The sequence below is a fragment of the Candidatus Rokuibacteriota bacterium genome (genome assembly GCA_016188005.1).
In the GTDB taxonomy this organism is placed as follows: Bacteria; Methylomirabilota; Methylomirabilia; order Rokubacteriales; family CSP1-6; genus UBA12499.
In genome coordinates, this window is the sequence record JACPIQ010000086.1 from 103,040 (window position 1) to 124,714 (window position 21,675).

Annotated in this window: 22 protein-coding genes; 6 read left to right on the forward strand and 16 right to left on the reverse strand. The window is 71.2% G+C overall.

Going from position 1 to position 21,675, the window contains the following annotated elements:
- Nucleotides 1–25: 25 nt before the first annotated feature.
- The 11 genes from HYV93_17320 to HYV93_17370 all read right to left on the reverse strand — a co-directional run bounded on the left by HYV93_17320 (nt 26) and on the right by HYV93_17370 (nt 10,544).
- Nucleotides 26–928 (reverse strand): LysR family transcriptional regulator, encoded by a 903-nt coding sequence (locus HYV93_17320; protein MBI2527729.1) that lies wholly within the window; start codon nt 926–928, stop codon nt 26–28.
- Between the two features lie 67 nt (nt 929–995).
- On the reverse strand, nt 996–2,381 hold the full coding sequence (lpdA, locus tag HYV93_17325; protein ID MBI2527730.1) for a dihydrolipoyl dehydrogenase: 1,386 nt from the start codon (nt 2,379–2,381) through the stop codon (nt 996–998).
- Nucleotides 2,382–2,425: 44 nt separating this feature from the next.
- Entirely contained in the window at nt 2,426–3,724 is a 1,299-nt protein-coding gene (locus tag HYV93_17330; protein MBI2527731.1) for a 2-oxo acid dehydrogenase subunit E2, read from the reverse strand.
- A 96-nt stretch (nt 3,725–3,820) separates the two neighbouring features.
- The gene (locus tag HYV93_17335) at nt 3,821–4,801 is read right to left on the reverse strand and encodes an alpha-ketoacid dehydrogenase subunit beta (protein ID MBI2527732.1); all 981 of its coding nucleotides are present in this window, start codon (nt 4,799–4,801) and stop codon (nt 3,821–3,823) included.
- Nucleotides 4,789–5,934: a pyruvate dehydrogenase (acetyl-transferring) E1 component subunit alpha gene (gene pdhA, locus HYV93_17340; protein MBI2527733.1), complete on the reverse strand. Its 1,146-nt coding sequence runs from the start codon at nt 5,932–5,934 to the stop codon at nt 4,789–4,791. Before pdhA ends, HYV93_17335 begins: the two co-directional genes overlap by 13 nt.
- 93 nt (nt 5,935–6,027) lie before the next feature.
- The gene (locus HYV93_17345; protein MBI2527734.1) at nt 6,028–6,240 is read right to left on the reverse strand and encodes a zinc ribbon domain-containing protein; all 213 of its coding nucleotides are present in this window, start codon (nt 6,238–6,240) and stop codon (nt 6,028–6,030) included.
- 3 nt (nt 6,241–6,243) lie between these two features.
- On the reverse strand, nt 6,244–6,444 hold the full coding sequence (locus tag HYV93_17350; protein MBI2527735.1) for a ubiquitin-like protein Pup: 201 nt from the start codon (nt 6,442–6,444) through the stop codon (nt 6,244–6,246).
- 46 nt (nt 6,445–6,490) lie between these two features.
- On the reverse strand, nt 6,491–8,275 hold the full coding sequence (locus HYV93_17355; GenBank protein MBI2527736.1) for a hypothetical protein: 1,785 nt from the start codon (nt 8,273–8,275) through the stop codon (nt 6,491–6,493).
- Between the two features lie 67 nt (nt 8,276–8,342).
- The gene (locus HYV93_17360) at nt 8,343–9,248 is read right to left on the reverse strand and encodes a homoserine kinase (protein ID MBI2527737.1); all 906 of its coding nucleotides are present in this window, start codon (nt 9,246–9,248) and stop codon (nt 8,343–8,345) included.
- A complete protein-coding gene (locus HYV93_17365; GenBank protein MBI2527738.1) occupies nt 9,248–10,039 on the reverse strand; it encodes a cytochrome c biogenesis protein CcdA in 792 nt (263 codons plus the stop codon). The genes HYV93_17360 and HYV93_17365 overlap by 1 nt, the downstream gene beginning before the upstream one ends.
- The gene (locus tag HYV93_17370; protein ID MBI2527739.1) at nt 9,996–10,544 is read right to left on the reverse strand and encodes a TlpA family protein disulfide reductase; all 549 of its coding nucleotides are present in this window, start codon (nt 10,542–10,544) and stop codon (nt 9,996–9,998) included. The genes HYV93_17365 and HYV93_17370 overlap by 44 nt, the downstream gene beginning before the upstream one ends.
- A gap of 71 nt (nt 10,545–10,615) precedes the next feature.
- On the opposite strand from HYV93_17370, the gene HYV93_17375 reads away from it, so the two are divergent.
- The 6 genes from HYV93_17375 (at nt 10,616) to HYV93_17400 (ending at nt 18,208) form a co-directional block, all read left to right on the forward strand.
- On the forward strand, nt 10,616–11,821 hold the full coding sequence (locus HYV93_17375) for a four-carbon acid sugar kinase family protein (GenBank protein ID MBI2527740.1): 1,206 nt from the start codon (nt 10,616–10,618) through the stop codon (nt 11,819–11,821).
- A complete protein-coding gene (pdxA, locus tag HYV93_17380; GenBank protein ID MBI2527741.1) occupies nt 11,818–12,858 on the forward strand; it encodes a 4-hydroxythreonine-4-phosphate dehydrogenase PdxA in 1,041 nt (346 codons plus the stop codon). Before HYV93_17375 ends, pdxA begins: the two co-directional genes overlap by 4 nt.
- Nucleotides 12,859–12,987: 129 nt before the next feature.
- Entirely contained in the window at nt 12,988–14,778 is a 1,791-nt protein-coding gene (locus tag HYV93_17385) for a peptide ABC transporter substrate-binding protein (GenBank protein MBI2527742.1), read from the forward strand.
- 50 nt (nt 14,779–14,828) lie between these two features.
- Entirely contained in the window at nt 14,829–15,788 is a 960-nt protein-coding gene (locus HYV93_17390) for an ABC transporter permease (GenBank protein ID MBI2527743.1), read from the forward strand.
- A gap of 14 nt (nt 15,789–15,802) precedes the next feature.
- Complete coding sequence (locus tag HYV93_17395) at nt 15,803–16,744, forward strand: ABC transporter permease (protein MBI2527744.1); 942 nt, start codon at nt 15,803–15,805, stop codon at nt 16,742–16,744.
- A 27-nt stretch (nt 16,745–16,771) separates the two neighbouring features.
- A complete protein-coding gene (locus tag HYV93_17400; protein ID MBI2527745.1) occupies nt 16,772–18,208 on the forward strand; it encodes an amidase in 1,437 nt (478 codons plus the stop codon).
- 33 nt (nt 18,209–18,241) lie between these two features.
- On the opposite strand, the gene HYV93_17405 is transcribed toward HYV93_17400, so the two are convergent.
- The 5 genes from HYV93_17405 to HYV93_17425 form a co-directional block, all read right to left on the reverse strand.
- Nucleotides 18,242–19,570 carry a M20/M25/M40 family metallo-hydrolase gene (locus HYV93_17405; GenBank protein MBI2527746.1) on the reverse strand — a complete coding sequence of 443 codons (1,329 nt, stop codon included), beginning with the start codon at nt 19,568–19,570 and terminating at the stop codon, nt 18,242–18,244.
- Nucleotides 19,571–19,655: 85 nt separating this feature from the next.
- Nucleotides 19,656–19,955 carry a hypothetical protein gene (locus HYV93_17410; GenBank protein ID MBI2527747.1) on the reverse strand — a complete coding sequence of 100 codons (300 nt, stop codon included), beginning with the start codon at nt 19,953–19,955 and terminating at the stop codon, nt 19,656–19,658.
- A gap of 94 nt (nt 19,956–20,049) precedes the next feature.
- Nucleotides 20,050–20,277 carry a hypothetical protein gene (locus HYV93_17415; protein MBI2527748.1) on the reverse strand — a complete coding sequence of 76 codons (228 nt, stop codon included), beginning with the start codon at nt 20,275–20,277 and terminating at the stop codon, nt 20,050–20,052.
- A 21-nt stretch (nt 20,278–20,298) separates the two neighbouring features.
- The gene (locus HYV93_17420; protein ID MBI2527749.1) at nt 20,299–20,586 is read right to left on the reverse strand and encodes a hypothetical protein; all 288 of its coding nucleotides are present in this window, start codon (nt 20,584–20,586) and stop codon (nt 20,299–20,301) included.
- Nucleotides 20,586–21,632, reverse strand: a complete 1,047-nt coding sequence (locus HYV93_17425; GenBank protein ID MBI2527750.1) for a hypothetical protein — start codon at nt 21,630–21,632, stop codon at nt 20,586–20,588. Before HYV93_17425 ends, HYV93_17420 begins: the two co-directional genes overlap by 1 nt.
- Nucleotides 21,633–21,675 lie beyond the last annotated feature (43 nt).

The following is a 21,675-nucleotide window of genomic DNA, read 5'->3' on the forward strand; positions in this document are numbered from 1 at the left end:
GGATGCGGAAGACGCCTGCGCGGCTTCAGTCGCGCTCGGCCGACTCGGCGTCCAGGAAAGCCCGGAACGCCTCGGCCAGCGGCGAGCGGCTCCGGTCCCTGTGGGTCACCACGTGGAATGCTCGCGTCACCTGAAGGTCCTTCACGCCGAGACACCACAGGAGCCCGTGCCGGCACTCCTCCTCGACGGCGCGCCGGGAGAGCACCGAGATGCCGACGCCCGCCTTGACGGCCTGCTTGATGGCCTGGGTCGAGCCCATCTCGCCCACGATCCGGAAGGCGTCGAGGCCGAGACCCGCCGCCTGGAGGGCCGCCTCCAGCGCCGCGCGACTCCCCGACCCGCGCTCCCGGATCAGCAGCGGCTCGGAGGCGAGCTCCTCGAGGCTCACCTGCGTGCGGCCGTGCCAGGGATGGCCGACGGGCACCACGACGACCTCCTCGTCCGGCATCAGCTCGCGGTACTCCACCGCCCGGTGGACGAGCCGCGCGCCGACCACGCCGATCTCGGCGCGGCCCTCCACCACCCAGCCCACGACTTCCTGGCTGTCGCCGATCAGCAGCGTGATGGAGATCTCGGGGAACTTCTCCTTGAACCGCCCGATGAGGGGCGGCAGGACGTACTCGCCCGGAATCGTGCTCGCCCCCACGAGCAGCACGCCGCTCATCTTCCCCTGGAAGCTGTCCAGCGCCTGGCGCGCCTCGCGCGAGAGCGCCAGCATGCGCGTGGCATAGGAGACGAGCAGCTCTCCGGCGGGCGTCGCCGCCGCGCCGCGGCCGAGGCGGTCGAGCAGCCGCACGGCCAGCTCGCTCTCCAGGGTGCGGATGTGCTCCGACACTGTCGGCTGCGTCAGGCCCAGTGTCTCGGCGGCCCTCGAGAAGGACCCGAGTTCGGCGACCTTGACGAAGATCTCGAGCTGGCGGAGATCCATGACGGACCTGAGTATAGGGGGCGCTCCGGCGGCTGTCCAGCCGGAGCGCGCGGACACGCACGACGCCCTACGTCTCCCGCAGGAAACTCGCCGCGGACTCCATGAGGCTCTCGGACAGCGTCGGGTGCGCGTGGATCGTCGCGGCCAGATCCTCGGCGCGGAGCGCATTCTCCACGGCCAGCGCGCCCTCGCCGATCAGCTCTCCCGCGCCGGGCCCCACGAGCCCGACGCCCAGGATCCGCCCCGAGGCGGGATCGATCACGAGCTTGGTCAGCCCGTCGGAGCGGCCCAGCGTCGCGGCCCGGCCCGAGGCCGCCCATGCGAGCCTGGCAATCCGCACCGGGCGCCCCGCCGCCTGCGCCTCCGGCTCGGTGAGGCCGCACCACGCCAGCTCCGGATCCGTGAAGACCACCGCGGGCACGGCCCGGTTGTCGAAGGCCGACGGACGGCCCGCGATGGCCTCGGCCGCGACCTTGCCCTGCCGCATGGCGCGATGGGCCAGCATGGGTTCCCCCGTCACGTCGCCCACGGCGTAGATCCGCGGGTCCTCGCTACGGCAGCATTCGTCCACGGGAATCACGCCGCAGGCGTCCGGGCGGACGCGCGTGGTCTCGAGCCCGAGCCCCCCGCTCTGCGCCCGGCGTCCCACGGCCACCAGCACCCGGTCGAAGGTCTCGGCAGCGCGCCCCTCGAGGCGCGCCTCGACGCCGGCCCCGCTGTCCGCGAGCCCGGCCACGCGGGTGCCCAGGTGGATGGCGGCGAACAGCTTCTCGACGCTGCGGGCCACGGGCTGCACGAGGTCGCGATCCACCCCGGGGAGCAGTCCGTCCAGCATCTCCACGAGGGTCACCAGACTGCCGAGCGCCGCGTAGACCGTACCCAGCTCGAGTCCGATGTAACCGCCGCCGATCACGAGGAGCCGTTCCGGCACCTCGGAGAGTGCCACCGCCGCCGTGGAGTCCATGACGCGCTCGCTCGGAGCCGGGCCGCCCGGAAGCATGACCGACGCGGCTCCAGTGGCGACGATGGCGTGGGCGAAGCGGAGCTTCTGCGGCTGGTCACCTTCCACCCGGAGCTCACGCGAGCCCTCGAACACGGCGCGGCCGCCGATCACCTCCACACCCTTGCCCCGGGCGACGGCCGCCAGGCCCCGCGCCAGCCGCCCCACGACCCGCTCGGTCGTCCAGCGGCGCAGGGCGTCCAGCGCGATGCGCGGCGCGCCGAAGTCCACTCCGAGCTCGCGGGCGCGCGCGGCCGTCGAGATGAGCCCGGCTACGTGAAGCAGCGCCTTGGACGGGATGCACCCCTCGTGCAGGCAGACGCCACCGAGCCGTGTGCCAGCGTCGATCACCACGGCCTCGAGACCCAGCTCGGCGCAGCGGAAGGCCGCCGAGTACCCGCCCGGGCCGCCGCCCACCACCGCGACGTCCACCTCGCGGACCAGATCGCCCATGACCATCGCGGGCTGGACCTCGCGGCGCTACCGGCGCCGCCGCCTCACAGCTCCAGCAGGAGCTGGTCGGGACGCTCCAGCCGCCGCACGATGTCCGCGGCGAAGCGGGCGCCGTCGGCCCCGTCGCCGACGCGGTGGTCGAAGGTGAGGGCGAGTGGCAGAAGAAGGCGCGGGACGATCTGACCGTTGCGGACCGCCGGCTCCTGGCGCGCGCGCGCCACCCCGAGGATGGCGACCTCCGGGTAGTTGATGATGGGAAGGGCGCCGGTGCCGCCGAGGGCCCCGAGGTTGCTGATGGTGAAGGTGCCTCCCCGCAGATCCTCCAGCGTGGCCTTGCCCTCGCGCACGCGCCGGGCCAGCGTGCCCAGCTCGCGGGCAATCTCCATCACGGGCTTCCGGTCCACGTCACGCAGGACGGGGACGATGAGCCCTCGGTCGGTCGCCACGGCCACGCCCAGGTGGTAGTAGCGCTTCAGGATCAGCTCGCCCGCCGGCGCGTCGAGGCTCGCGTTGAATTGCGGGTGCGCCCGGAGCGCCAGCGCGGCCGCCTTGAGCAGGAAGCTCGTGAGCGTGAGGGAGACCCCGCGCTCGCGCGCGGCCGGGAGATTCCGCCGGATGAGGGTGTCCAGCTCGGTGATGTCGGCCCGATCGAAGTGGGTGACGTGGGGCACGAGCCGGGCCGAGAGCGTCATGCGCTCGGCGATGGTGCGTCTCAGGTGCGAGAGGGCCGCGCGCTCCACGGGCCCCCACTTCTCGAAGGCCGGCAGCGGCGGGGGCTCGAGACCCGCTGTGCCGAGCGGCGTGGCGAGCGCCGGCGCCGCCGCCGGTCCGGCCTCCTCCTCCTCCCCCCCGGCGGGGGCCGCCGCCGCTGCGCGCACGTCCTCATCCCGCACGCGGCCCCCTGGACCGCTGCCGCGAACGCTATGGAGATCCACCCCGAGCTCGCGAGCGAGGCGTCGGGTGGCCGGCGTCGCGGGCACCGGCCCGGCCTCGCGGGCCGCGGCGGGAGCGGCCTCCTGCGTGGGCGGAGCCGGGGGCGGCGCGACGACCGCCGTCGCCGGGCCCGCAGCGGGAGGCGCCGCCGACGGGTGCGGCACCGCCCCGCCCGCCTCGGCGAAGGTGATGAGAACCTGGCCGACCTTCACGGTCTGGCCGGGCTGCACGTGGACCCGCTCGACCCGCCCCGTCGTCGGCGACGGGATCTCGACCTGTGCCTTGTCGGTCTCGACCTCGAGGAGCGGGGCGTCCTCGCGGATCAGATCGCCCTCGGCGACCAGCACCTTGACGATCGCAGCCTCGGTGAGGCCCTCGCCCAGGTCGGGGAGCACGAATGGCCGCGCCATGCTAGCGGTCCGCCTCGGAGATCCGGAGACGAGCCGCCGGCGGGGGCAGGGAGGCCTCCCGGGCGCCGCGCGTCGGAGAGCCACCGGGGCCGTGCACTAGTAGGCCAGCGTCTCGCGGCACGCCGCGACGACGCGCGCCACGTCGGGGATCTGCACGCGCTCCCGGGCGAAGCCCACGAAGGAGACGTCGTAGGCGGTCACCCGGCGCACCGGTGCCTCCAGGGAGAGGAAGGCGCCCTCCATGATGCTGGCGGCGATCTCGGCCCCGGGCCCGAAGCTCCGCGTGGCCTCGTGCACCACCACCGCGCGGCCGGTCTTCGCGACGGAGGCGGTGAGGGTCTCGCGGTCCAGCGGCGAGAGGGTCAGGAGATCGATGACCTCGACCCCGACACCGTCCTCCACCGCCAGCTCCTCCCCGGCCTCACGGGCCACGCGGAGCATGGCGCCGTAGGCGATGAGCGTCAGGTCGCTCCCCTCCCGGTCGACGCGGGCCCGCCCGAGGGGCAGGGTCTCGATGTCGTCCGGCACCTCCTCCTTGGCGGCGTGGTAGAGCGCCTTGGCCTCGAAGAAGATGACGGGGTCCGGATCGCGGATGGCGCTGGCCAGGAGCGCCCGGGCATTGCGCGGCCCCGAGGGGATCACCATCTTGAGGCCCGGGATGTGGGCGTAGAACTGCTCCTCGCTCTCCGTGTGGTGCTCGAGCGCGCGCACCCCGCCGCCGTAGGGCATCCGCATGACCATCTGGCAGTGGAAGCGCCCCTGGGAGCGCTGGCGGTAGCGGGCGGCGTGGTTCTCGATCTGGTGGAAGCACTGGAAGGCGAAGCCCGAGAACTGGATCTCGCACACGGGCTTGAGGCCGTACAGCGCCATCCCCACCGCGGTCCCGATGATCGCGGCCTCCGCCAGCGGGCTGTCGATCACGCGGGTGCCCCCGAACTGCCGGTGCAGGTCCTCGGTGACGCGGAAGACACCACCGTCCACACCCACATCCTCGCCGAGGACGACCACCGCGTCGTCCCGCTCCATCTCCTGGAGCAGGGCGAGGTTCAGCGCCTTGACCATGTTCAGTTTGCCCATCGGCTCGTCTTCCTCTGGCCCCGCATGGGCGTCGGCAGCGGGCGCTCCTCGTCCGGCCGGCGGGGCGCGTCGGCGCGGAGCCGCTCGGCCAGCTCGGCCCGCTGCGCCTCCAGCGCCGCGGAACGGTCGGCGTGGACATGATCGAAGATGGCCAGCGGATCGGCCGCCGCCATGGCCTCGAAGCGCTCCACGGCAGCTGCAATCTCCTCGTCCACCCGCTCCTCGATCCCCTCCTCGAGCAGGTTCTTCTTCTCGAGGTAGGCCCGTACTCGCGGAAGCGGGTCCTTCCGCTCCCACGCTCGCACCTCCTCGTCCGAGCGGTAGCGCGTCGGATCGTCGGCGGTGGTGTGGACGCCCAGCCGGTACGTCATGCACTCGATCAGCGTGGGCCCCTCGCCCCGGCGCGCCCGCTCGACGCCCTCGCGGCTGGCGGCGTACACGGCCAGCAGGTCGTTGCCGTCCACCTGGATCCCGGGGAATCCGTAGGCCAGCGCCTTCTGAGCCAGCGTGGCCGAGTGCGTCTGCTTCTTGAGCGGGACAGAGATGGCCCACTGGTTGTTCTGGACGACGAAGACGGCCGGCACATGCCAGACGCCGGCGAAGTTCAGGGCTTCGTGGAAGTCCCCCTCGGAGGTCGCGCCGTCCCCGCAGAAGGCCATGACGACGACCTCGTCGCCGCGGTACTGGGCGGCATAGGCCAGCCCCACCGCATGCGGGAGCTGGGTGGCCACGGGGATCGTGATCGGCAGGTCGTGCTGCTCCGGCGCGGGCTGGGCGCCCTCCAGACGGCCGGCGAAGAAGAGGAGCAGCTTCTCGATGGTCCAGCCGCGCCAGAGCATGGCGGCCGTCTCGCGGAAGGAAGGGACCATCCAGTCCGAGGGCCGGAGAGCGAAGACACTCCCCATCTGCGCGGCCTCCTGCCCCTTGATGGGCGCGAAGGTGCCGATGCGGCCCTGGCGCTGGAGCCGGACCATGCGCTCGTCCAGACGCCGGCCGAGCACCATGGCGCGGTACAGGCGCCTGAGCCCGTCCGCGGGGATCTCGGGCTCCAGCGCGGCGTCGAGATTGCCCTCGCTGTCCAGGATGGACAGGTATTCGATCTGGAACCGGGGCTCGAGCAGGGTCCTCGGCATGGCGGCGCCCCTGTCATGGCCCGGCGCACGGCGCCGGGCCAACAAGAAGGGGCCCCGAGGGGGGCCCCTGGCTATGCTCTCAGCACGTCCCCCCTAGCGGCAGCCACATCCGCCGCCCCCGCAACAGCCGCCGGCGGCGGGCCCCGGGGAGCCGTCGAACCGGTTCTGCGTGGCGGCGCCGAAGAGCGAGAGGAGGCGCATGACCTGCGGGCTCTCGCATTCGGGGCAGGTCACGGTCGCTCGCGCGTCCACCAGCTTCTCGAACTCCCTGTCGCATGCCCGGCAGCGATACTCGTAGATCGGCAATGCCTACTCCCCCCCGCGCTGGACGTAGCTCTTGACGAACTCCTCGGCGTTCTCCTCGAGGATATCGTCGATCTCGTCCAGGAGATCGTCCAGGTCTTCCTTGATCTTCTTGCCCTTCTTGGCAAGCTCCGCGCTGCCCGCCGCGCCGTCGTCCCCCTCCGCGGGCTTGGTGGGCCTCGTCTCCTTCTTCTTCTGCTCAGCCATGGGGCCGATCACCTCCTCGCCTCCCGCAGGAGGCCGACGCCGGGGCCTAGACGGTGGGCAGCACGATCCCCTGCTGCGCCTGGTACTTCCCCTGCCGGTCCGCGTAGGACGTCTCGCAGACCTCGTCTGACTCGAAGAATAACACCTGGGCGATACCCTCGTTGGCGTAGATTTTCGCCGGGAGCGGCGTGGTGTTGCTGATCTCCAGCGTGACGAACCCCTCCCACTCCGGCTCGAAGGGGGTCACGTTGGTGATGATGCCGCAACGCGCGTACGTGGAGTTGTGGACGACGATGTCGTTGGCCAGGAAGTTGGCCGTCTCCGGCAGGGTGAGATCGTAGACCGTCCCCCACCCGTCCGGCCGGATCGCCGCCACCGTGTCCCAGAGGATGTCCGAGTCCGCTATCCGCCCGAGACCCTCGTCGCTCAGCCGAAGAGCCATGTCCCGCGCCAGGGCTCGCGGCACGCCCTGCCGGGGGCTGGTGCTGGGCAGCCCCATGGTTCTCATGGAGACTCCCCTTCCGTGACAGGCCGCGCGGATGGTCGCCCAAGCCGCCGGAGGGAGGGTATCGAAGTTCGACTTCCGCTGAGGCTCCCGTTCGATCTTCTCCACCGCCTCGTCCAGTCGCCTCTGCTTCGCGGAGTCCGGCACGAAGCCGATGCGCTCGGCGAACCGACGGATGTGCTCCTTGCTCGTGATCGACAGGACGAAGGCGCCCCGGCCAGACTGCGTCGGGCGGGAGCGCAGCAGGGAAAGGATCTCGAAGCGCAGCAGGAGGTGCTGGACCTCCCGCGCGAGCCGTTCCGAGGTCGTGCAGAACTCGAGATGGATCGCGTCCCCGCTGATCGAGATCCCTCCGTCGCCGGAGAACAACGCCCGCAGAAACCGGGCGAGCAGGGCAGGCCGCAGCTCGAACAGGACCGGCGGGACGAATTTGTCCGGAGACTTCACCGCCAGACCGTGTGAGTCGAGCCACGCGGCCAGTCGGTTGCGCTCCATGACTCCGCCGCGCCGCCCCCTGTTGGTGGCGTTGACCGACACGCGGGCCACGGGTCGCGGGACGCACCCGAACTGCTCTAGCGCCGTGGAGAAGTAGTCGCGCAGGACCGGATCCCCGCTCGTGTAGCGGGGAGACGAGCCCGGGGTGGCGCACTGTCCGTCGGAGATCATCAGGCCCAGGAGGTCTACCTCGGCCGGCGGCAGGCTCCTCTGCCCGAAGACGGGAATACGTCTGGGCACTCCGATCCGGTCGCCCGGCCTCAGGTGGCGCAGTTCCCGCCACCCCGTGTACGTCAGGAGGGGATGGTGAGGGGTGGCCCGCAGGGTTCGCCCGGTCCGAGTCACCAGCTGCCGGAGCGGCAAGACCCCCTGTCGGACGCCCTCCGCTACATCGGCGCGCGCCACGGCGCTGCCTTTGAGGGTGGCCGTCGCCCCCCCGCGGCCGAAGAGATCCTCGATGGGGACGAGCCGGCCGGACGAGGCGTCGACGATCTGGCTGTCTCCTGCGAGGCACTTCCCGAGACAGACGGTGATCACGTTGCGCGGGATCTTGAAGTATTCGACGGAGCGCCCGAGCGCGAAGGAGTTGGGCGGGATGATGCAGACTTCGCCCCGGAAGTCCACGAAGGAGCGCGGGTCGAAGGCCTTGGGATCGACGATGGTGTTGTTGATGTTAGTGAAGATCTTGAACTCATCGGAGATCCGCAGGTCATAGCCATAGGAGGACACGCCGTAGGAGATGCCGCCCTGGCGCACCTGCCGCTCGGCGAACGGCTTGATCATGCCGTGCTCGAGCGACATCTTCTTGATCCAGCGATCGCTCTTGACCACCGTGCGCTTATGGTACCCGCCGGCAGCGGGATGGGTCAAGCCGTGAACGCCTGTCCACCGGTCCCCGCTAGCGCGCGACCTGCTCCACGCTGGTGCCGGTGGTGTCGGCAGCGAGCGCGAGCGCTCGGCCCGCCACGCCGGCTCGGCGGAGGGCGCCCTCCATCGCGCGTCCCACGTCGTCCCCTGGCCCCCGAGCGACGGCCAGGACCGAGGGCCCGGCGCCGGACAGCGCGCAGGCGAGCGCGCCCGCGTGGACCGCGGCGGGGAGGACCCCGGCGAGCCACGGAAACAGCTTGAGGCGAAAGGGCTGATGGAGGCGGTCCTCCATCGCCACGCCGAGCAAGTCGGATTTGCCGGTCGCGAGCGCGGCGACGAGCAAGCTCACGCGCTGCAGGTTGAACACCGCGTCGGCCCGCGGATAGCTTTCGGGCAATGCCGCGCGGGCCTCGGCCGTGCAGCCCTCGGCCTCCGGCACGAGCACGACCCAGCAGAGGTCGGCCGGCACCGGCAGGGACGCCGCGGCCACGCGGTCGCCGGCCCAGCAGGAGACTGTCAGCCCGCCCAGGAGGGCCGCCGTCACGTTGTCGGGGTGCCCCTCGGCGCGGGCGGCAAGCCTGAGGAGGGCGTCCCGGTCGAGCGGCGCGCCGCAGAGGGCATTCCCCCCCACGAGGCCGCCCACCCAGGCCGCGGCGCTCGAGCCCAGCCCGCGGCTGGGCGGGATGCGGTTCACGCAGTGAAGCGTCACGCCCCGCCACGGACGCCCCGCAGCCTGGAAGGCCATGCGCGCACCCTTCACCACCACGTTGTCTTCTCCCGTCGCGAGCCGGCCTGCGCCCTCGCCCTCGATGGACACAGCCACCCCTTCGGATTCCTCGAACGCCATCTCGTTGTGGAGCCCGAGCGCCAGCCCCAGCACGTCGAAGCCCGGGCCCAGGTTGGCGGAGGTGGCGGGAACGCGGACGCGGACGCGCATCAGAGGCGCCGCAGCAGCCACGCCGGCGTGAGGCCGATGGCCCACGCGTTCAGCACGACGTAGTAGTTGCTCGCGACCAGCAGCCCCACGGCGACGAGCAGGACGCCGGCCGCGCGCTCCACCACGGGGAGGAGCGGGCGGTAGCGTTTGAAGAACTTGAGAAAGCCGCCCAGCGCGAGCGAAAAGAGGAGGAAGGGCACGCCCAGCCCCGCCGAGTAGGCCAGGAGGAGGCCGACGCCCTCGCCCACGGTCCTGTCGTTGCTCGCCAGCGTGAGGATGGAGCCGAGGATGGGCCCCACGCATGGCGTCCAGCCGATGGCGAAGGTGAGCCCGACGGCGAAGGAGCCGAGGAGCCCGGTGGGCTTGCTCCGGATCCGGATCTGGTGCGTTCGCCCCAGGGCCGCGAACTTGAGGACGCCGGCGATGTACAGGCCGAAGACCACGATCAGGGTGCCGCCCGCAATCCGGATCCAGTCGCTGTAGTCCAGGAGGAATTGCCCGGCGGCGCTGAACGAGGCCCCCAGGCTCACGAAGACCGTGCTGAAGCCCACGATGAAGGCCAGGGAGTGCAGCATCACCCGCGTCCGCGCCGCGGCCGTCACCTCCCCCGCCAGGCGATCCACTGACATGCCGGTGATGAATGAGAGATAGGAGGGGAACAACGGGAGGACGCAGGGCGAGAGGAAGGAGAAGAGGCCGGCAGTGAATGCGACGAAGACACCAAGTGATTCAGTCACCTGGCATCCTTTACCTGAGCATGGACTCGAAGAGAGAGTGGGCGGGCTTGCCATCCCACTCCCGGGGCCCCAGCGCGATCAGCGTGAGATTCCCCTGCCTGTCGATGATCATGGTGGAGGGCACGGCCCGGACGCCGTAGAGGCTCGCCACCGTCCCCTTGGAGTCGAGCCCGACGGGGAAGGTGAGGCCGTGCTGCTTGACGAAGGGGACGACGACGGAGGCGCCCTCCGAGTCCATGGATACCGCCAGGACCACGAGCCCTTTCGCCCTGTACTTGCGGTAGAGGCGCTCCATGGCCGGCATCTCTTCCTTGCACGGAGGGCACCAGGTGGCCCAGAAATTGAGAAAGACAACTTTGCCCCTGAAGTCCGACAGCTTCACGGGTCCCTGGTCCGACGTGGGCGTCTGGAAGTCCCTGGCCTGCTGGAGACGCTGGAGCTTGATGAGATCCAGCGCCTGCACGGCCTCCTGCCCCGGCGCCGCGGGCGAGAGCGCCGCGAAGAGGACCGTTGCCAGGAGCGACAGCGCGAGGATCGCCGCACGGGCTCCACATGGCATGGAGCCAGTATACACGCGGCTCGCCGGCACCGTCCCCGGCGGAGCCGGCTGTGCTAGGGTTTAGAGCATCCATGCCGCTCACCATCCTCGCCGATGACCTCACGGGCGCCTGCGACGCCGGCGCTCCCTTCGCGGGCCCCGGCCGCGTGGGCCTCTTCGTGGAGCCCGCCGCCCCCGGCGCGGACTGGAACGTCGCCTCCGTGGACACCGAGAGCCGCGCGCTCCCTCCTGCCGAGGCCGCCGACCGGATCCGCCGCGCCGCCGGCCGGATGGGTCCGCGCCTGCGCCACGGCCGCGTCTTCAAGAAGATCGACTCCAGCATGCGGGGCGCCGTCGGCGCCGAGGTGGTGGCCCTGTGCTCCGCCGCCGCGGCCAGGACGGCGCTGGTGTGCCCGGCCTTCCCGGCGGAGCGCCGGACCGTGGTCGGGGGCATCCTGCGAATCCACGGCCTCCCCGCTCACGAGTCTCCGGTGGGACGCGACCCCGACTACCCCGCGCCGACCTCCGACCTCCTCGAGATCCTGGCCGGGCAGCTCGGGCATCCCGTGGGCCACGTCCCGCTCGAGACGGTCCGCCGCGGCGACGAGGCGCTCCGGCACGCGCTCGCGCGAGCAGCGCCTCCCCTCGTCGTCGCCGACGCCGTCACCGAGGCTGATCTCGACGCCCTCGCGCGGGCCGTCATCGCCCTGCCGGCCACGCTCCTGGCCGGCTCGGCTGGGCTGGCGCGCCGGCTCGCGAGCGCGCTCGGCCACGCCGGCGACCCCGCGCCCCTGCCGGCAGGGCGAGCCTGGCTCATCGTCGCCGGCAGCCTGCATCCCGCGACGACCGCGCAGATCGAGACGCTGGCTACCGCCGGCGTGACGGGCCTCTGGATCGAGCCCGGCGGTAGCCGACCAGATCCGGCGGGCATCGTCGCAGCGCTGGCCGCCGACGAGCCTGCGTTCGTGGCCGCGCGCGTGCCCGCCGCGTCGCCCGGACGGCTCGAGCGTGCCCAGATGGCCAAGCGCCTGGCCTGCGCCGCGACAGCAGCGCTCTCGGTGGCGACGCCAGCCCTGGTCTGCGCCACCGGAGGCGAGACCGCGCTGGCACTGACGCGCGCCCTGGGCGCCGCTCGGCTCGAGCTCCTGGGGGCGCCGGGGCCCGGGCTCGCGCTGGGCGAGATGATCGTCCCCGGCGCCTCGGGGCCCCGGAGGTCGGGGCGGAGGCTCCTCACCAAGGCGGGTGGCTTCGGCCCGCCGGAGCTGTTCGTCACCCTCATCACAGGAACCCGACGATGAGCGCTCCTCTTCCCCGGCTCGGCATCACCATGGGCGACCCGGCCGGCGTCGGTCCGGAAATCACCGCCAAGGCGCTGGCCACCCCGCAGGTCGCCTCGACATGCCGGGCCCTCGTCGTGGGCGACGGCGCCACCCTCCAGGCAACCCTCGATCTCCTCCACTCCCCGCTGCGGCTCCACGCCGTGAGCGGCCTCGCCGAGTGCGCCTTCGCCCCCGGCACCATCGAATGCCTCGATCTCCGGAACGTGGATCCCGCGGCGCTTCCGAAGGGCGCGGTGAGCCCCGAGGCGGGGCGGGCCGCCTACGCCTACATCGAGCGAGCGGTGGCGCTGTGCCAGGACGGCCAGCTCGACGCCATCGTCACCGCGCCCATCAACAAGGAGTCGCTGGCGGCGGGGGGATGCGAACACACCGGGCACACGGAGATCCTCGCCCGGCTCTCCGGGACGAGGGACTTCGCGATGCTGCTCGTGGCGCCGGACCTGCGGGTGATCCACGTCACGACCCATGTGGCGCTCAGGCGCGTGCCCGACCTCGTGACCCGCGATCGCGTGCTCGGCGTCGTGCGTCTCGCCCACCGGGCCATGACGAGCCTCGGGGCCGCGCGCCCCAGGATCGCGGTGTGCGGGCTCAACCCCCACGCGGGGGAGGGCGGTCTCTTCGGGGACGAGGAGCAGCGAGAGATCGTCCCGGCCGTGGAGGCCGCGCGCCTGGAAGGGCTCGAAGTCCACGGACCGCTGCCGGCGGACACTCTTTTCTCCCGCGCCCGCGGCGGAGAATTCGACATCGTCGTCGCCATGTACCACGACCAGGGGCATGTTCCGGTGAAGACGCTGGGCTTCACCTACGACCAGCAGAGCGGGACCTGGACGGGGCTGTCGGGGGTCAACGTGACGGTGGGGCTGCCCTTCCTGCGCGTGTCGGTGGATCACGGCACGGCCTTCGACCGGGCCTGGCAGGGCATCGCGAACCCCGAGAGCATGATCGAGGCGATCCAGCTGGCCGTGCGCATGCTCGGCCCGGCCCGGGCACCTTGACACGCCCGCCGGTCCTGCTTATAAGGAGCCATGAGTGGAACCCCGCGCCGACCTTGACAGTTTCCGGGGGCGAGACTATAAGGGGGCAACCGTCCAGTCGTTCCTGACACATCCCCAGGGAGGAAGTCCATGGAAGAGCGCGAACTCAGGTCGCTGATCGTTCAGGTGAAGGCCGGCGCGCTGAGCCGCCGGCGCTTCGTCCAGATGATGGTGGGCCTCGGGCTCACCGCGCCGATGGCCGGCCAGATGCTGGCCTCGGCCGGGGTGGCCCAGGCGCAGGGCAAGCTCGCCTACAAACCGACGAAGCGGGGAGGCGGCGGGGCGCTCAAGGCGCTGTGGTGGCAGGGCGCCACCTTGCTGAACCCGCATTTCGCGGTGGGCACCAAGGACCAGGACGGCTCGCGGATCTTCTACGAGCCCCTGGCCTCCTGGGATCCCGACGGGACCCTCGTGCCGATCCTCGCCGCCGAGATCCCCTCGATCCAGAACGGCGGGCTCGCCCGGGACGGCAAGTCGGTGACGTGGAAGCTCAAGCGGGGCGTCTCGTGGCACGACGGCAAGCCCTTCACGGCCGACGACTGCGTCTTCAACTGGGAGTACGCGGCCGACCCCGCCACCGCGGCCGTCAGCATCGGCACCTACAAGGACGTGAAGGTCGAGAAGGTCGACAGCCACACCGTCAAGGTCCTCTTCCCGAAGCCCACGCCCTTCTGGGCCGACGTCTTCTGCGGCGTGCGCGGCATGCTCATCCCCAAGCACCTCTTCGAGGCCTACAAGGGGGGCAAGAGCCGCGAGGCGCCCAACAACCTCAAGCCGGTGGGCACCGGGGCCTACCGGTTCGTGGACTTCAAGCCCGGGGACGTGGTCCGGGGCGAGCTCAACCCCGCCTACCACATGCCCAACCGGCCTTCCTTCGACACCATCGAGATGAAGGGGGGCGGCGATGCGATCTCGGCGGCCCGGGCCGTGATCCAGACCGCCGAGTACGACTACGCCTGGAACCTGCAGGTGGAGGACGAGATCCTCAAACGGCTCGAGCAGGGCGGCAAGGGGCGCGCCGACATCGTGGCCGGCGGCAACATCGAGCACATCCAGCTCAACAACACCGACCCGTGGAAGGAGGTCGAGGGGGAGCGATCGAGCGCCAAGACGAAGCACCCCTTCCTCACCGACCCGGCCGTGCGCCTGGCGCTGAACCTCCTGGTGGATCGCGGGTCCGTCCAGGAGCAGATCTACGGCCGCACCGGCATCGCCACCGCCAACTTCCTCAACCAGCCGGCGCGCTTCGCCTCCAAGAACACGAGGTGGGATCTCAACATCGACAAGGCGAACCAGATCCTGGAAGCCGCGGGCTGGAAGAAGGGTCCGGACGGCCTCCGCGCCAAGGGAGGCGTCAAGCTCAAGATGGTGTTCCAGACCTCCATCAACGCCCCGCGGCAGAAGACGCAGCAGATCGTCAAGCAGGCGGCCGCCAGGGCCGGGATCGACATGGAGCTCAAGTCGGTGACCGCGTCCGTCTACTTCTCGTCGGACGTGGCCAACCCCGACACCTACACGAAGTTCTACACCGACATCCAGATGTACACGACCACGATGACACAGCCCGACGCCGAGCTGTTCATGAACCAGTTCACGTCCTGGGAGGTCGCCTCCAAGGCCAACAAGTGGCAGGGCCGGAACATCACGCGCTGGCGGAGCGAGGAGTACGACAAGACGTACCGCGCGGCGGAGAGCGAGCTGGATCCCGTCAAGCGCGCGGCGCTGTTCGTCAAGATGAACGATCTCGTGATCCAGAACGTCGTGGTCATCCCGGTGGTGTTCCGCCCCCGGGTGGCTGCCATCTCCAACCGGCTGCGGGCCGAGCAGAGCGGGTGGGACTCCGACTTCTGGAACCTGCCGAACTGGTACCGCGAGGGGTAGGCGGAGAGCCCTGACGGGGGGCCGGGCGCCCTGCCCGGCCCCCTCGCTCCATGTCCAAGTACGTCCTCCGCCGCCTGCTGATCTCCATCCCCTCGCTCGTCGGGATCAGCGTCGTCCTCTTCGCGGTGCTCGCACTGGCGCCCGGCGACCCCTTCGAGGAGCTCGCCACCAACCCCAATGTCCCCCCCGAGGTGCGGGCCAACCTCCGTCTGCAGTTCGGCCTCGACGACCCCATCGCCATCCGCTACGTGCGCTGGTTCACCTCCATGCTCAAGGGGGACTGGGGCTTCTCCTTCGTGAGCCGCGTCGACGTGGACACTCTCATCCTGCAGCGCCTGCCGACGACCCTCTTCGTCCTGGGCTCCGCCCTGGTGCTGGGGATCCTGGTGGCGCTGCCCATCGGGATCCTGTCGGCCACGCGCCCGTACTCGGTCTTCGACCAGATCGCCACCACGCTGGCCTTCGTCGGCTTCTCGCTGCCCACCTTCTTCACCGGGCTCCTCTTCATCCTCCTCTTCAGCATCTACCTCGACTGGCTCCCGTTCATCTACCGGGCCGACATCGACGCCCAGGGGCTCGCCTGGCTCTGGGCCAGCATCAAGCAGGGCATCATGCCCATCGCGGTGCTGGGGCTCTTCCAGGGCGCCACGCTCACCCGCTTCGTCCGCTCCTCGGTGCTGGAGGTGATCCGGCTCGACTACGTCAACACGGCCCGGGCCAAGGGGCTCTCGGAGCGCATCACCGTGGTCAAGCACGTGGTGCGGAACGCCCTCATCCCGGTCGTCACGCTGCTCGCGCTCCAGATCCCGGGCATCTTCGCCGGCGCGGTGGTGACCGAGCAGATCTTCCGCGTGCCTGGCATCGGCTCGCTCCTCATCGCCTCCATCCTGTCCAACGACACACCCGTCATCATGGCGGTCACCTTTGTCTTCTCGTGTCTGGTGGTGCTGTCCAACCTGCTGGCCGACATCGTCTACGGCTGGCTCGATCCCCGGATCTCGTACCGGTAGCGCGGGACCGATCCATGGCTCCCGACGGCATGGCAGCGGACGCGGTGGCAGGGAAGCTGGCGGTCCGCGCCGCGGGCGGAAGCGATTCGCTGTGGGCCGAGGCCTGGCGGCGCTTCCGCCGCCACCGGCTCGCCACGGTCGGCGCCCTGGTCCTCGGCGCCATGGTGCTCGCCGTGCTCGTCGGGCCCCTCGTCTATACCGTGCCGGTCAACGAGATCGACTTCAAGGCGAAGCTGAAGGCGCCGTCACGTTTCCATCCCCTGGGCACCGACGACCTCGGCCAGGACCTGCTGGCGCGCATGCTCTACGGCGGTCGCATCTCGCTCGCCGTGGGCGTGGCCGCGATGCTCATCGCGATCACCGTCGGCACGGCCATCGGCGCCGCCTCCGGGCAGGCCGGCGGCGTCCTGGACAACGCGCTCATGCGCCTCACCGACCTCTTTCTGTCGCTGCCGCAGCTGCCGTTGCTGCTGCTGATCGTCTACCTCTTCCGGGACGCGCTCCGGAAGGCCTTCGGCCCCGAGCTGGGCATCTTCATCCTGATCGTCGCGGTGATCGGGGGCCTGCGCTGGATGCCCGTCGCCCGGCTCGTCCGCGCCCAGTTCCTCACCCTGCGCGAGAAGGAGTTCGTTGAGGCGGCCCGGGGACTGGGAGCTCCGCCCCTTCGGCAGGTCGTCCGGCACATCCTCCCCAATGCCATCGGGCCGGTGATCGTGGCGGGGACCATCGACGTGGCCACGGCGATCATCGCCGAGTCCACGCTCTCCTTCCTGGGGCTGGGCTTCCCGCCGGACATCCCCACCTGGGGGCGAATCCTCTTCGACGCCAAGGACAATCTCGACTTCGCACCCCACTGGGCCATCTTCCCTGGGACGGCGATCTTCCTGACCGTCCTGGCCATCAACTTCATCGGCGACGGGCTCCGGGACGCACTCGACCCGCGCAAGGTCCTGTAGACCGCCGCAGACCCGAGGAGGCCCGCCGTGAGTGACCGCGATCTCTGCTTCACGCCCGCCACCGAGCTCGCCCGGCTGTTCCGGGCCCGCAAGACCTCGCCGCTCGAGGTGATGCAGGCCACGCTGGCGCGCATCGACGCCGTGAACCCGACGCTCAACGCCTACGTCACCGTGGTCCGCGAACAGGCGCTCCAGGCCGCACGGCGCGCGACGACCGCCCTGGGGCGAAAGGGCGCGGCGCTGCCTCCACTTCACGGGGTGCCGGTGTCGATCAAGGATCTGACCCCCACCAGGGGCATCCGCACCACGTGGGGCTCCAAGATCTACGAGCATCACGTCCCCGAGGAGGACGCGCTGATCGTCCAGCGCCTGAAGGCGGCGGGCGCCATCGTCGTCGGGAAGACGAACACCCCGGAGTTCGGCGCCGGCGGCAACACCTTCAACGCCGTCTTCGGCGCGACGCGGAACCCGTGGAACCCCGCGCTGACCTGCGGCGGCTCCAGCGGCGGGGCGGCTGTGGCGCTGGCCACCGGCATGGGCCCCCTCGCGCAGGGCTCCGATCTCGGCGGCTCGCTCCGGATCCCCGCGGCCTTCTGCGGCGTCGTCGGCTTCCGCACCACCCCGGGCCTCATCCCGAAATACCCGGTGGAGCTGGCATGGGACTCGCTCTCCGTCACCGGCCCCATGGCCCGGACGGTGGCCGACACCGCGCTCATGCTGTCGGTGATCGCCGGGCCGGACGACCGGGCGCCACTGTCCTATGACGTGGAGGCGCGCCGGTTCCTCCGGGCCGTGAAGGCGCCGTCGATCCGGGGCTGGCGCGTGGCCTGGACCCCCGATCTCGACGGGCTCGTCCCCGTCGATGCCGAGGTGGCGGCCGTGGCCGCGGGAGCGACGCGCCCCTTTCGTGCCCTCGGCGCCCGGGTCCAGGCCGCGTGCCCCGACTTCGGCGAGGTCAACGACATCGTGCTGGGCACCCGCGGACTCACCATGGTGGCGATGCACGCCGACAAGCTGCCCGAGTGGCGGGATGAGATGCAGAAGGGGCTCGTGTGGAACATCGAGCAGGGGCTCAAGCTCGCGCCCCGCGACATCGCCCGCGCGGAGAAGGCCAGGACGGCGCTCTGGTACCGGGTCAGGGCCTTCATGGAGACGCACGATCTGCTCATCCTGCCGACGGTGGCCGTGCCGCCGTTCCCCGTCGAGAAGCCCTACCCTACCGAGATCAACGGCAAGCCGCTCGACAACTACACCCAGTGGTTCTTCCTGACCTACGGCATCACGGTCACGGGGCTCCCGGTCATCTCGGTACCCTGCGGCTTCACGCGGTCGGGGCTTCCGGTCGGACTGCAGATCGTCGGGCGACGCCGCCAGGAAGCCATGGTGCTCCGGGCCGCGGCGGCCTTCGAGGCGGCCTGTCCCTGGGCGGACAGGATCCCGCCCGCGGTGCCCGCACTCGCCTGAGGCGCACCTCGTGCGCGCGGGGCGGCGGGCCCCTCACGCCCCGGCGACGGCCAGGAGCATCTCGGTGTAGGCCCGGGCCCCCGCGACGACGTTCTCGAGCGAGATGCGCTCGTCGTTGCCGTGGATGCGCCGGACCTCGCCGTCGTCCAGGACGAAGGGGCCGAAGCCGTAGCCGTGCAAGCCACAGCGCCGGAAGACCCAGTTGTCGGTGAAGCCCACGAGGATCTCCGGAACCACCACGACGCCCGGCGCCCGGCCGCGGAGCGCGTCGGCCAGGTGCTTGTAGAGCTCCGTGTCCGGCGGCGAGAGATTCGGCTGCTTGGGGGGCGAGGTGATCTCGACCTCCACCTCTCCGTCCGCCACGACCTGCCGCACCCAGTCCCGGATCTCCTCGGGGTCTTCGCCGGCGAGCATCCGGCAGTCGATCTCCGCCACGGCCTCGGGCGGGATGACGTTGCGCTTCTCGCTGCCCTTGAGCATGGTCACGGCGAACGTGGTACGGACCATGGCCGCGTGGTGCGGGCTCCCGTAGAAGCGGGCACGGAAGGCCGGGTCCTGGAGGAAACGATCGAGGTCGTCGAGACCCGACGCCTGGTCTCCGGGCAGGACGGAGCCGAGCCGCGCGAAGTACTCCCGGGTCTCGGGCAGGATGCGGGGGGGGCGCTCCGCGGCCAGCAGGCGCCCCAGCGCGCGGATGAGCCGGTGCGGCGCCGTGTCCGGCCACGGCATGGAGCCGTGCCCGGGAGCGCTCCGCGCGGTGAGCCTGAGCGGCAGCCCCGTCTTCTCCGAGATCACGATGCTGCCCAGCGGCGCCTTCGCGCCGGGCCGGGCGGCGATGAAGCCCAGCTCGGAGAGCGCGTACTCGGCGCCGGCGAGCCACTGGCGCCGCTCGTCGGCGACCCACTGCGCGCCGAAGCGGCTCCCCGCCTCCTCGTCGGCCGTGGCGAGCAGGATCAGGTCGCGCTTGAGGGGAACGCGCGCCCGCCGGAGGGCGAGCACCGCCGCCAGCTGGAGAACGCCGGTGGACTTCATGTCCAGCGCGCCGCGGCCGTACAGGTAGCCGTCCTGGATCACGCCGCCGAAGGGATCCACGGTCCAGTAGCGGCGGGCCGCGTACACCACGTCGATGTGATGGTGGAGGACGATGCCGGGCAGCGACCCGTCGCCGCGAAGGCGCGCCACGAGGTTGCCGCGGCCCGGCGCGGACTCCACGATCTCGCATGTGAGGCCGTTGGCATCCAGCACCTGGGCGAGAAAGCGCGCGCCGTCGGTCTCCTTCCCCGGCGGGTTGGTCGTGTCCACCATCAGATAGCGCCGGAGGAGATCGACGGCCTCCTCGCCGAGGCTCTTCCAATCCATCATGAGGGGCTCCTGTCGGGGCAGAGATCCCGGCGGGGGACTGTCCACACGGGCCCGCGGCGTCCGGGCGATGCCGACGCCGAACCGCTCACTGCCGTGGCTCAATCACCCAGCCGAGGTCTCCGGTCTCACCGGAGTGGTAGAGCCGCGGGAGCCGGTTCAGCTCGCCGCTGCACGACCGGAAGTTGACCACCGCGCCTCGCCAGCCCAGCGCCGCGACCTCCGCGAGCAGCCCGGCGGCGTAGTGGGACACGGACGAGCCCTCGAGGCCGTGAAGGATGAGGACGAAGGGGCCGCGACCGCCCACGAGCCTGTCGAGGTCGAGGAAGTCGCCGTCCGGCGTCTCCCCGCGCTCCCGCCGTAGCGCGGGACGGGGCGGGCGCCGCACCAGCGGCCCCCAGATGGTCTAGAGATGGCGCCCGCGGTACCACCAGGGCGGCCGGTACTCCGCCGCGTCAGCCACGCCGGCGGATCCGGCCGCGCTACTCCTGCCCCTGGAGGATCAGCTTCACGACCTCCGGCGCGATCTCCCGCGCGCGCTGGTCGAGCTGGGCCTCGGTGAGGTTGGCGATGGGATGGGGCATGGACAGGAAGCGATAATCCGGAACACCCCACGACCGGGCCATGGCGCGGCCCGTGCTCTCGAAGACGTCGGTCACGATGGCCGCCGCCGGGACGCCGACCTTCTCGAAGAGGATTCCGTCGAGCACACTGCCCGACGAGCAGGACCCTCAGTCGCCGATGCCGGCGACCACCACGTCCACGCCCCGCTTGGCCTCGTCGATGATCTCGTCGTGGGCGGGAACGCTCGAGTTGCGCTTGCGCCACATGCGCGCCTCGGCAGCGCCGTACTCGTGGACGAGGATATCGCCGATCTTCCGGAGCAGGCGGTCGGAGTTGAACTTGGTGTTCTCGACGAGCCCGATCCGCCGTCCCTTGAGGGACTCGGGGCGAGCGACGTAGGTGAGGGGCTGCAGCCGGGGTTCGACGGTCGGATCGAGGATCTCGAAGCCTGCCATCACGCCCTCCTGTCCTTGATGAGTGTGGTCACGGCCTCGGAAGCCTTGCGGCTGCCCCAGCCGGGGATGTAGGCGGAGAAGGCGCCGGCGCGGCCGCCGGCGGCCACCACCAGGATGTCCGCAGGACTCGCCACGAGGGGGCGGCGCGCCCGCTCGTCCCCGGCCTCAACGGGGCCCGCCAGGCGCTCGGTCCGCTTGAGATGCGCGACCGTGTTCTGGGTGTGCTCGAAGACGAAGGACCGGACGTCGGCCTTGGACCAGCCCTCGGCCGAGATGGTGCGCATGTGCTCGCCGGCCAGGACCAGCGCGTACTGCGACTGGCCCACCACGTTGCCGGAGATGCGCATGTCGTCGCAGCACGTGGTGAGCAAGCCCGCCGCGGTGCTCGAGAGCTGGTTGTAGAACTGGTGCGGCGCCTCCGCCGCCATGACCGTCACCGTGCTCTGCTCCGCCCTGAAGCCGCGCTCGACGTGCAGCGGCGTCCAGGGGCTATCCAGCTCGTTCTCGGCGATGACGTAGCTGAGCTTGCCCGGGTGGCCGAGGGTGCCGCGATCGAGCGTGCCCGGACGCGAGCCGATGACGTTGCGCATGACGAGGCGCACCGCGCGGCCGACCGTGGCGTTGGCACGCCAGCCGGGACCGAAGAGGTTGTCGCCGCAGTTGAAGTCCAGCTCCCGCGCGATGGGGCCGTTGACGATCATGAGCACCGCGGCGCCGGCCGTGGAGGTACCCGGGCCGTGGTAGGCCCAGCGCGGATCGCCGATCCCCTCGATGGCCGCCACCACCACCGGCATGAAGGCGGGCCGGCAGCCGGCCATCACCGCGTTGATGGCCACCTTCTCGGCCGTCACCGCCACCTGGCGGTTCGTGATGAAGGCGAGCTCCTCCCCGGGCGCGAGCTCCGCCGCTTCCAGCATGTCGCGGACCGCGGCTTCGGTGGGCGGCACCACAGGGAGCCCGTCGGTCCAGCCCTTCTCGAAGCACAGCTCCATGGCCTGGGCGAGATCGGTGACGGCATGGCGGGTGGAGGTCAGCGAAGTCGTCATGGCCCGGATTATACCGCCAGGCGCAAGGGGGCTGCGGCTTCGG

Coding starts and splice junctions, on each gene's coding strand:
- HYV93_17320 (MBI2527729.1), bottom strand. CDS start 928: ATGGATCTCCGCCAGCTCGAGATCTTCGTCAAGGTCGCCGAACTCGGG.
- lpdA (MBI2527730.1), bottom strand. CDS start 2,381: ATGGGCGATCTGGTCCGCGAGGTGGACGTCGCGGTGGTGGGCGGCGGC.
- HYV93_17330 (MBI2527731.1), bottom strand. CDS start 3,724: ATGGCGCGGCCATTCGTGCTCCCCGACCTGGGCGAGGGCCTCACCGAG.
- HYV93_17335 (MBI2527732.1), bottom strand. CDS start 4,801: ATGGGCAAACTGAACATGGTCAAGGCGCTGAACCTCGCCCTGCTCCAG.
- pdhA (MBI2527733.1), bottom strand. CDS start 5,934: ATGCCGAGGACCCTGCTCGAGCCCCGGTTCCAGATCGAATACCTGTCC.
- HYV93_17350 (MBI2527735.1), bottom strand. CDS start 6,444: ATGGCTGAGCAGAAGAAGAAGGAGACGAGGCCCACCAAGCCCGCGGAG.
- HYV93_17360 (MBI2527737.1), bottom strand. CDS start 9,248: ATGCGCGTCCGCGTCCGCGTTCCCGCCACCTCCGCCAACCTGGGCCCG.
- HYV93_17365 (MBI2527738.1), bottom strand. CDS start 10,039: ATGGCAAGCCCGCCCACTCTCTCTTCGAGTCCATGCTCAGGTAAAGGA.
- HYV93_17370 (MBI2527739.1), bottom strand. CDS start 10,544: ATGCCATGTGGAGCCCGTGCGGCGATCCTCGCGCTGTCGCTCCTGGCA.
- HYV93_17375 (MBI2527740.1), top strand. CDS start 10,616: ATGCCGCTCACCATCCTCGCCGATGACCTCACGGGCGCCTGCGACGCC.
- pdxA (MBI2527741.1), top strand. CDS start 11,818: ATGAGCGCTCCTCTTCCCCGGCTCGGCATCACCATGGGCGACCCGGCC.
- HYV93_17385 (MBI2527742.1), top strand. CDS start 12,988: ATGGAAGAGCGCGAACTCAGGTCGCTGATCGTTCAGGTGAAGGCCGGC.
- HYV93_17390 (MBI2527743.1), top strand. CDS start 14,829: ATGTCCAAGTACGTCCTCCGCCGCCTGCTGATCTCCATCCCCTCGCTC.
- HYV93_17395 (MBI2527744.1), top strand. CDS start 15,803: ATGGCTCCCGACGGCATGGCAGCGGACGCGGTGGCAGGGAAGCTGGCG.
- HYV93_17405 (MBI2527746.1), bottom strand. CDS start 19,570: ATGATGGATTGGAAGAGCCTCGGCGAGGAGGCCGTCGATCTCCTCCGG.
- HYV93_17420 (MBI2527749.1), bottom strand. CDS start 20,586: ATGGCAGGCTTCGAGATCCTCGATCCGACCGTCGAACCCCGGCTGCAG.
- HYV93_17425 (MBI2527750.1), bottom strand. CDS start 21,632: ATGACGACTTCGCTGACCTCCACCCGCCATGCCGTCACCGATCTCGCC.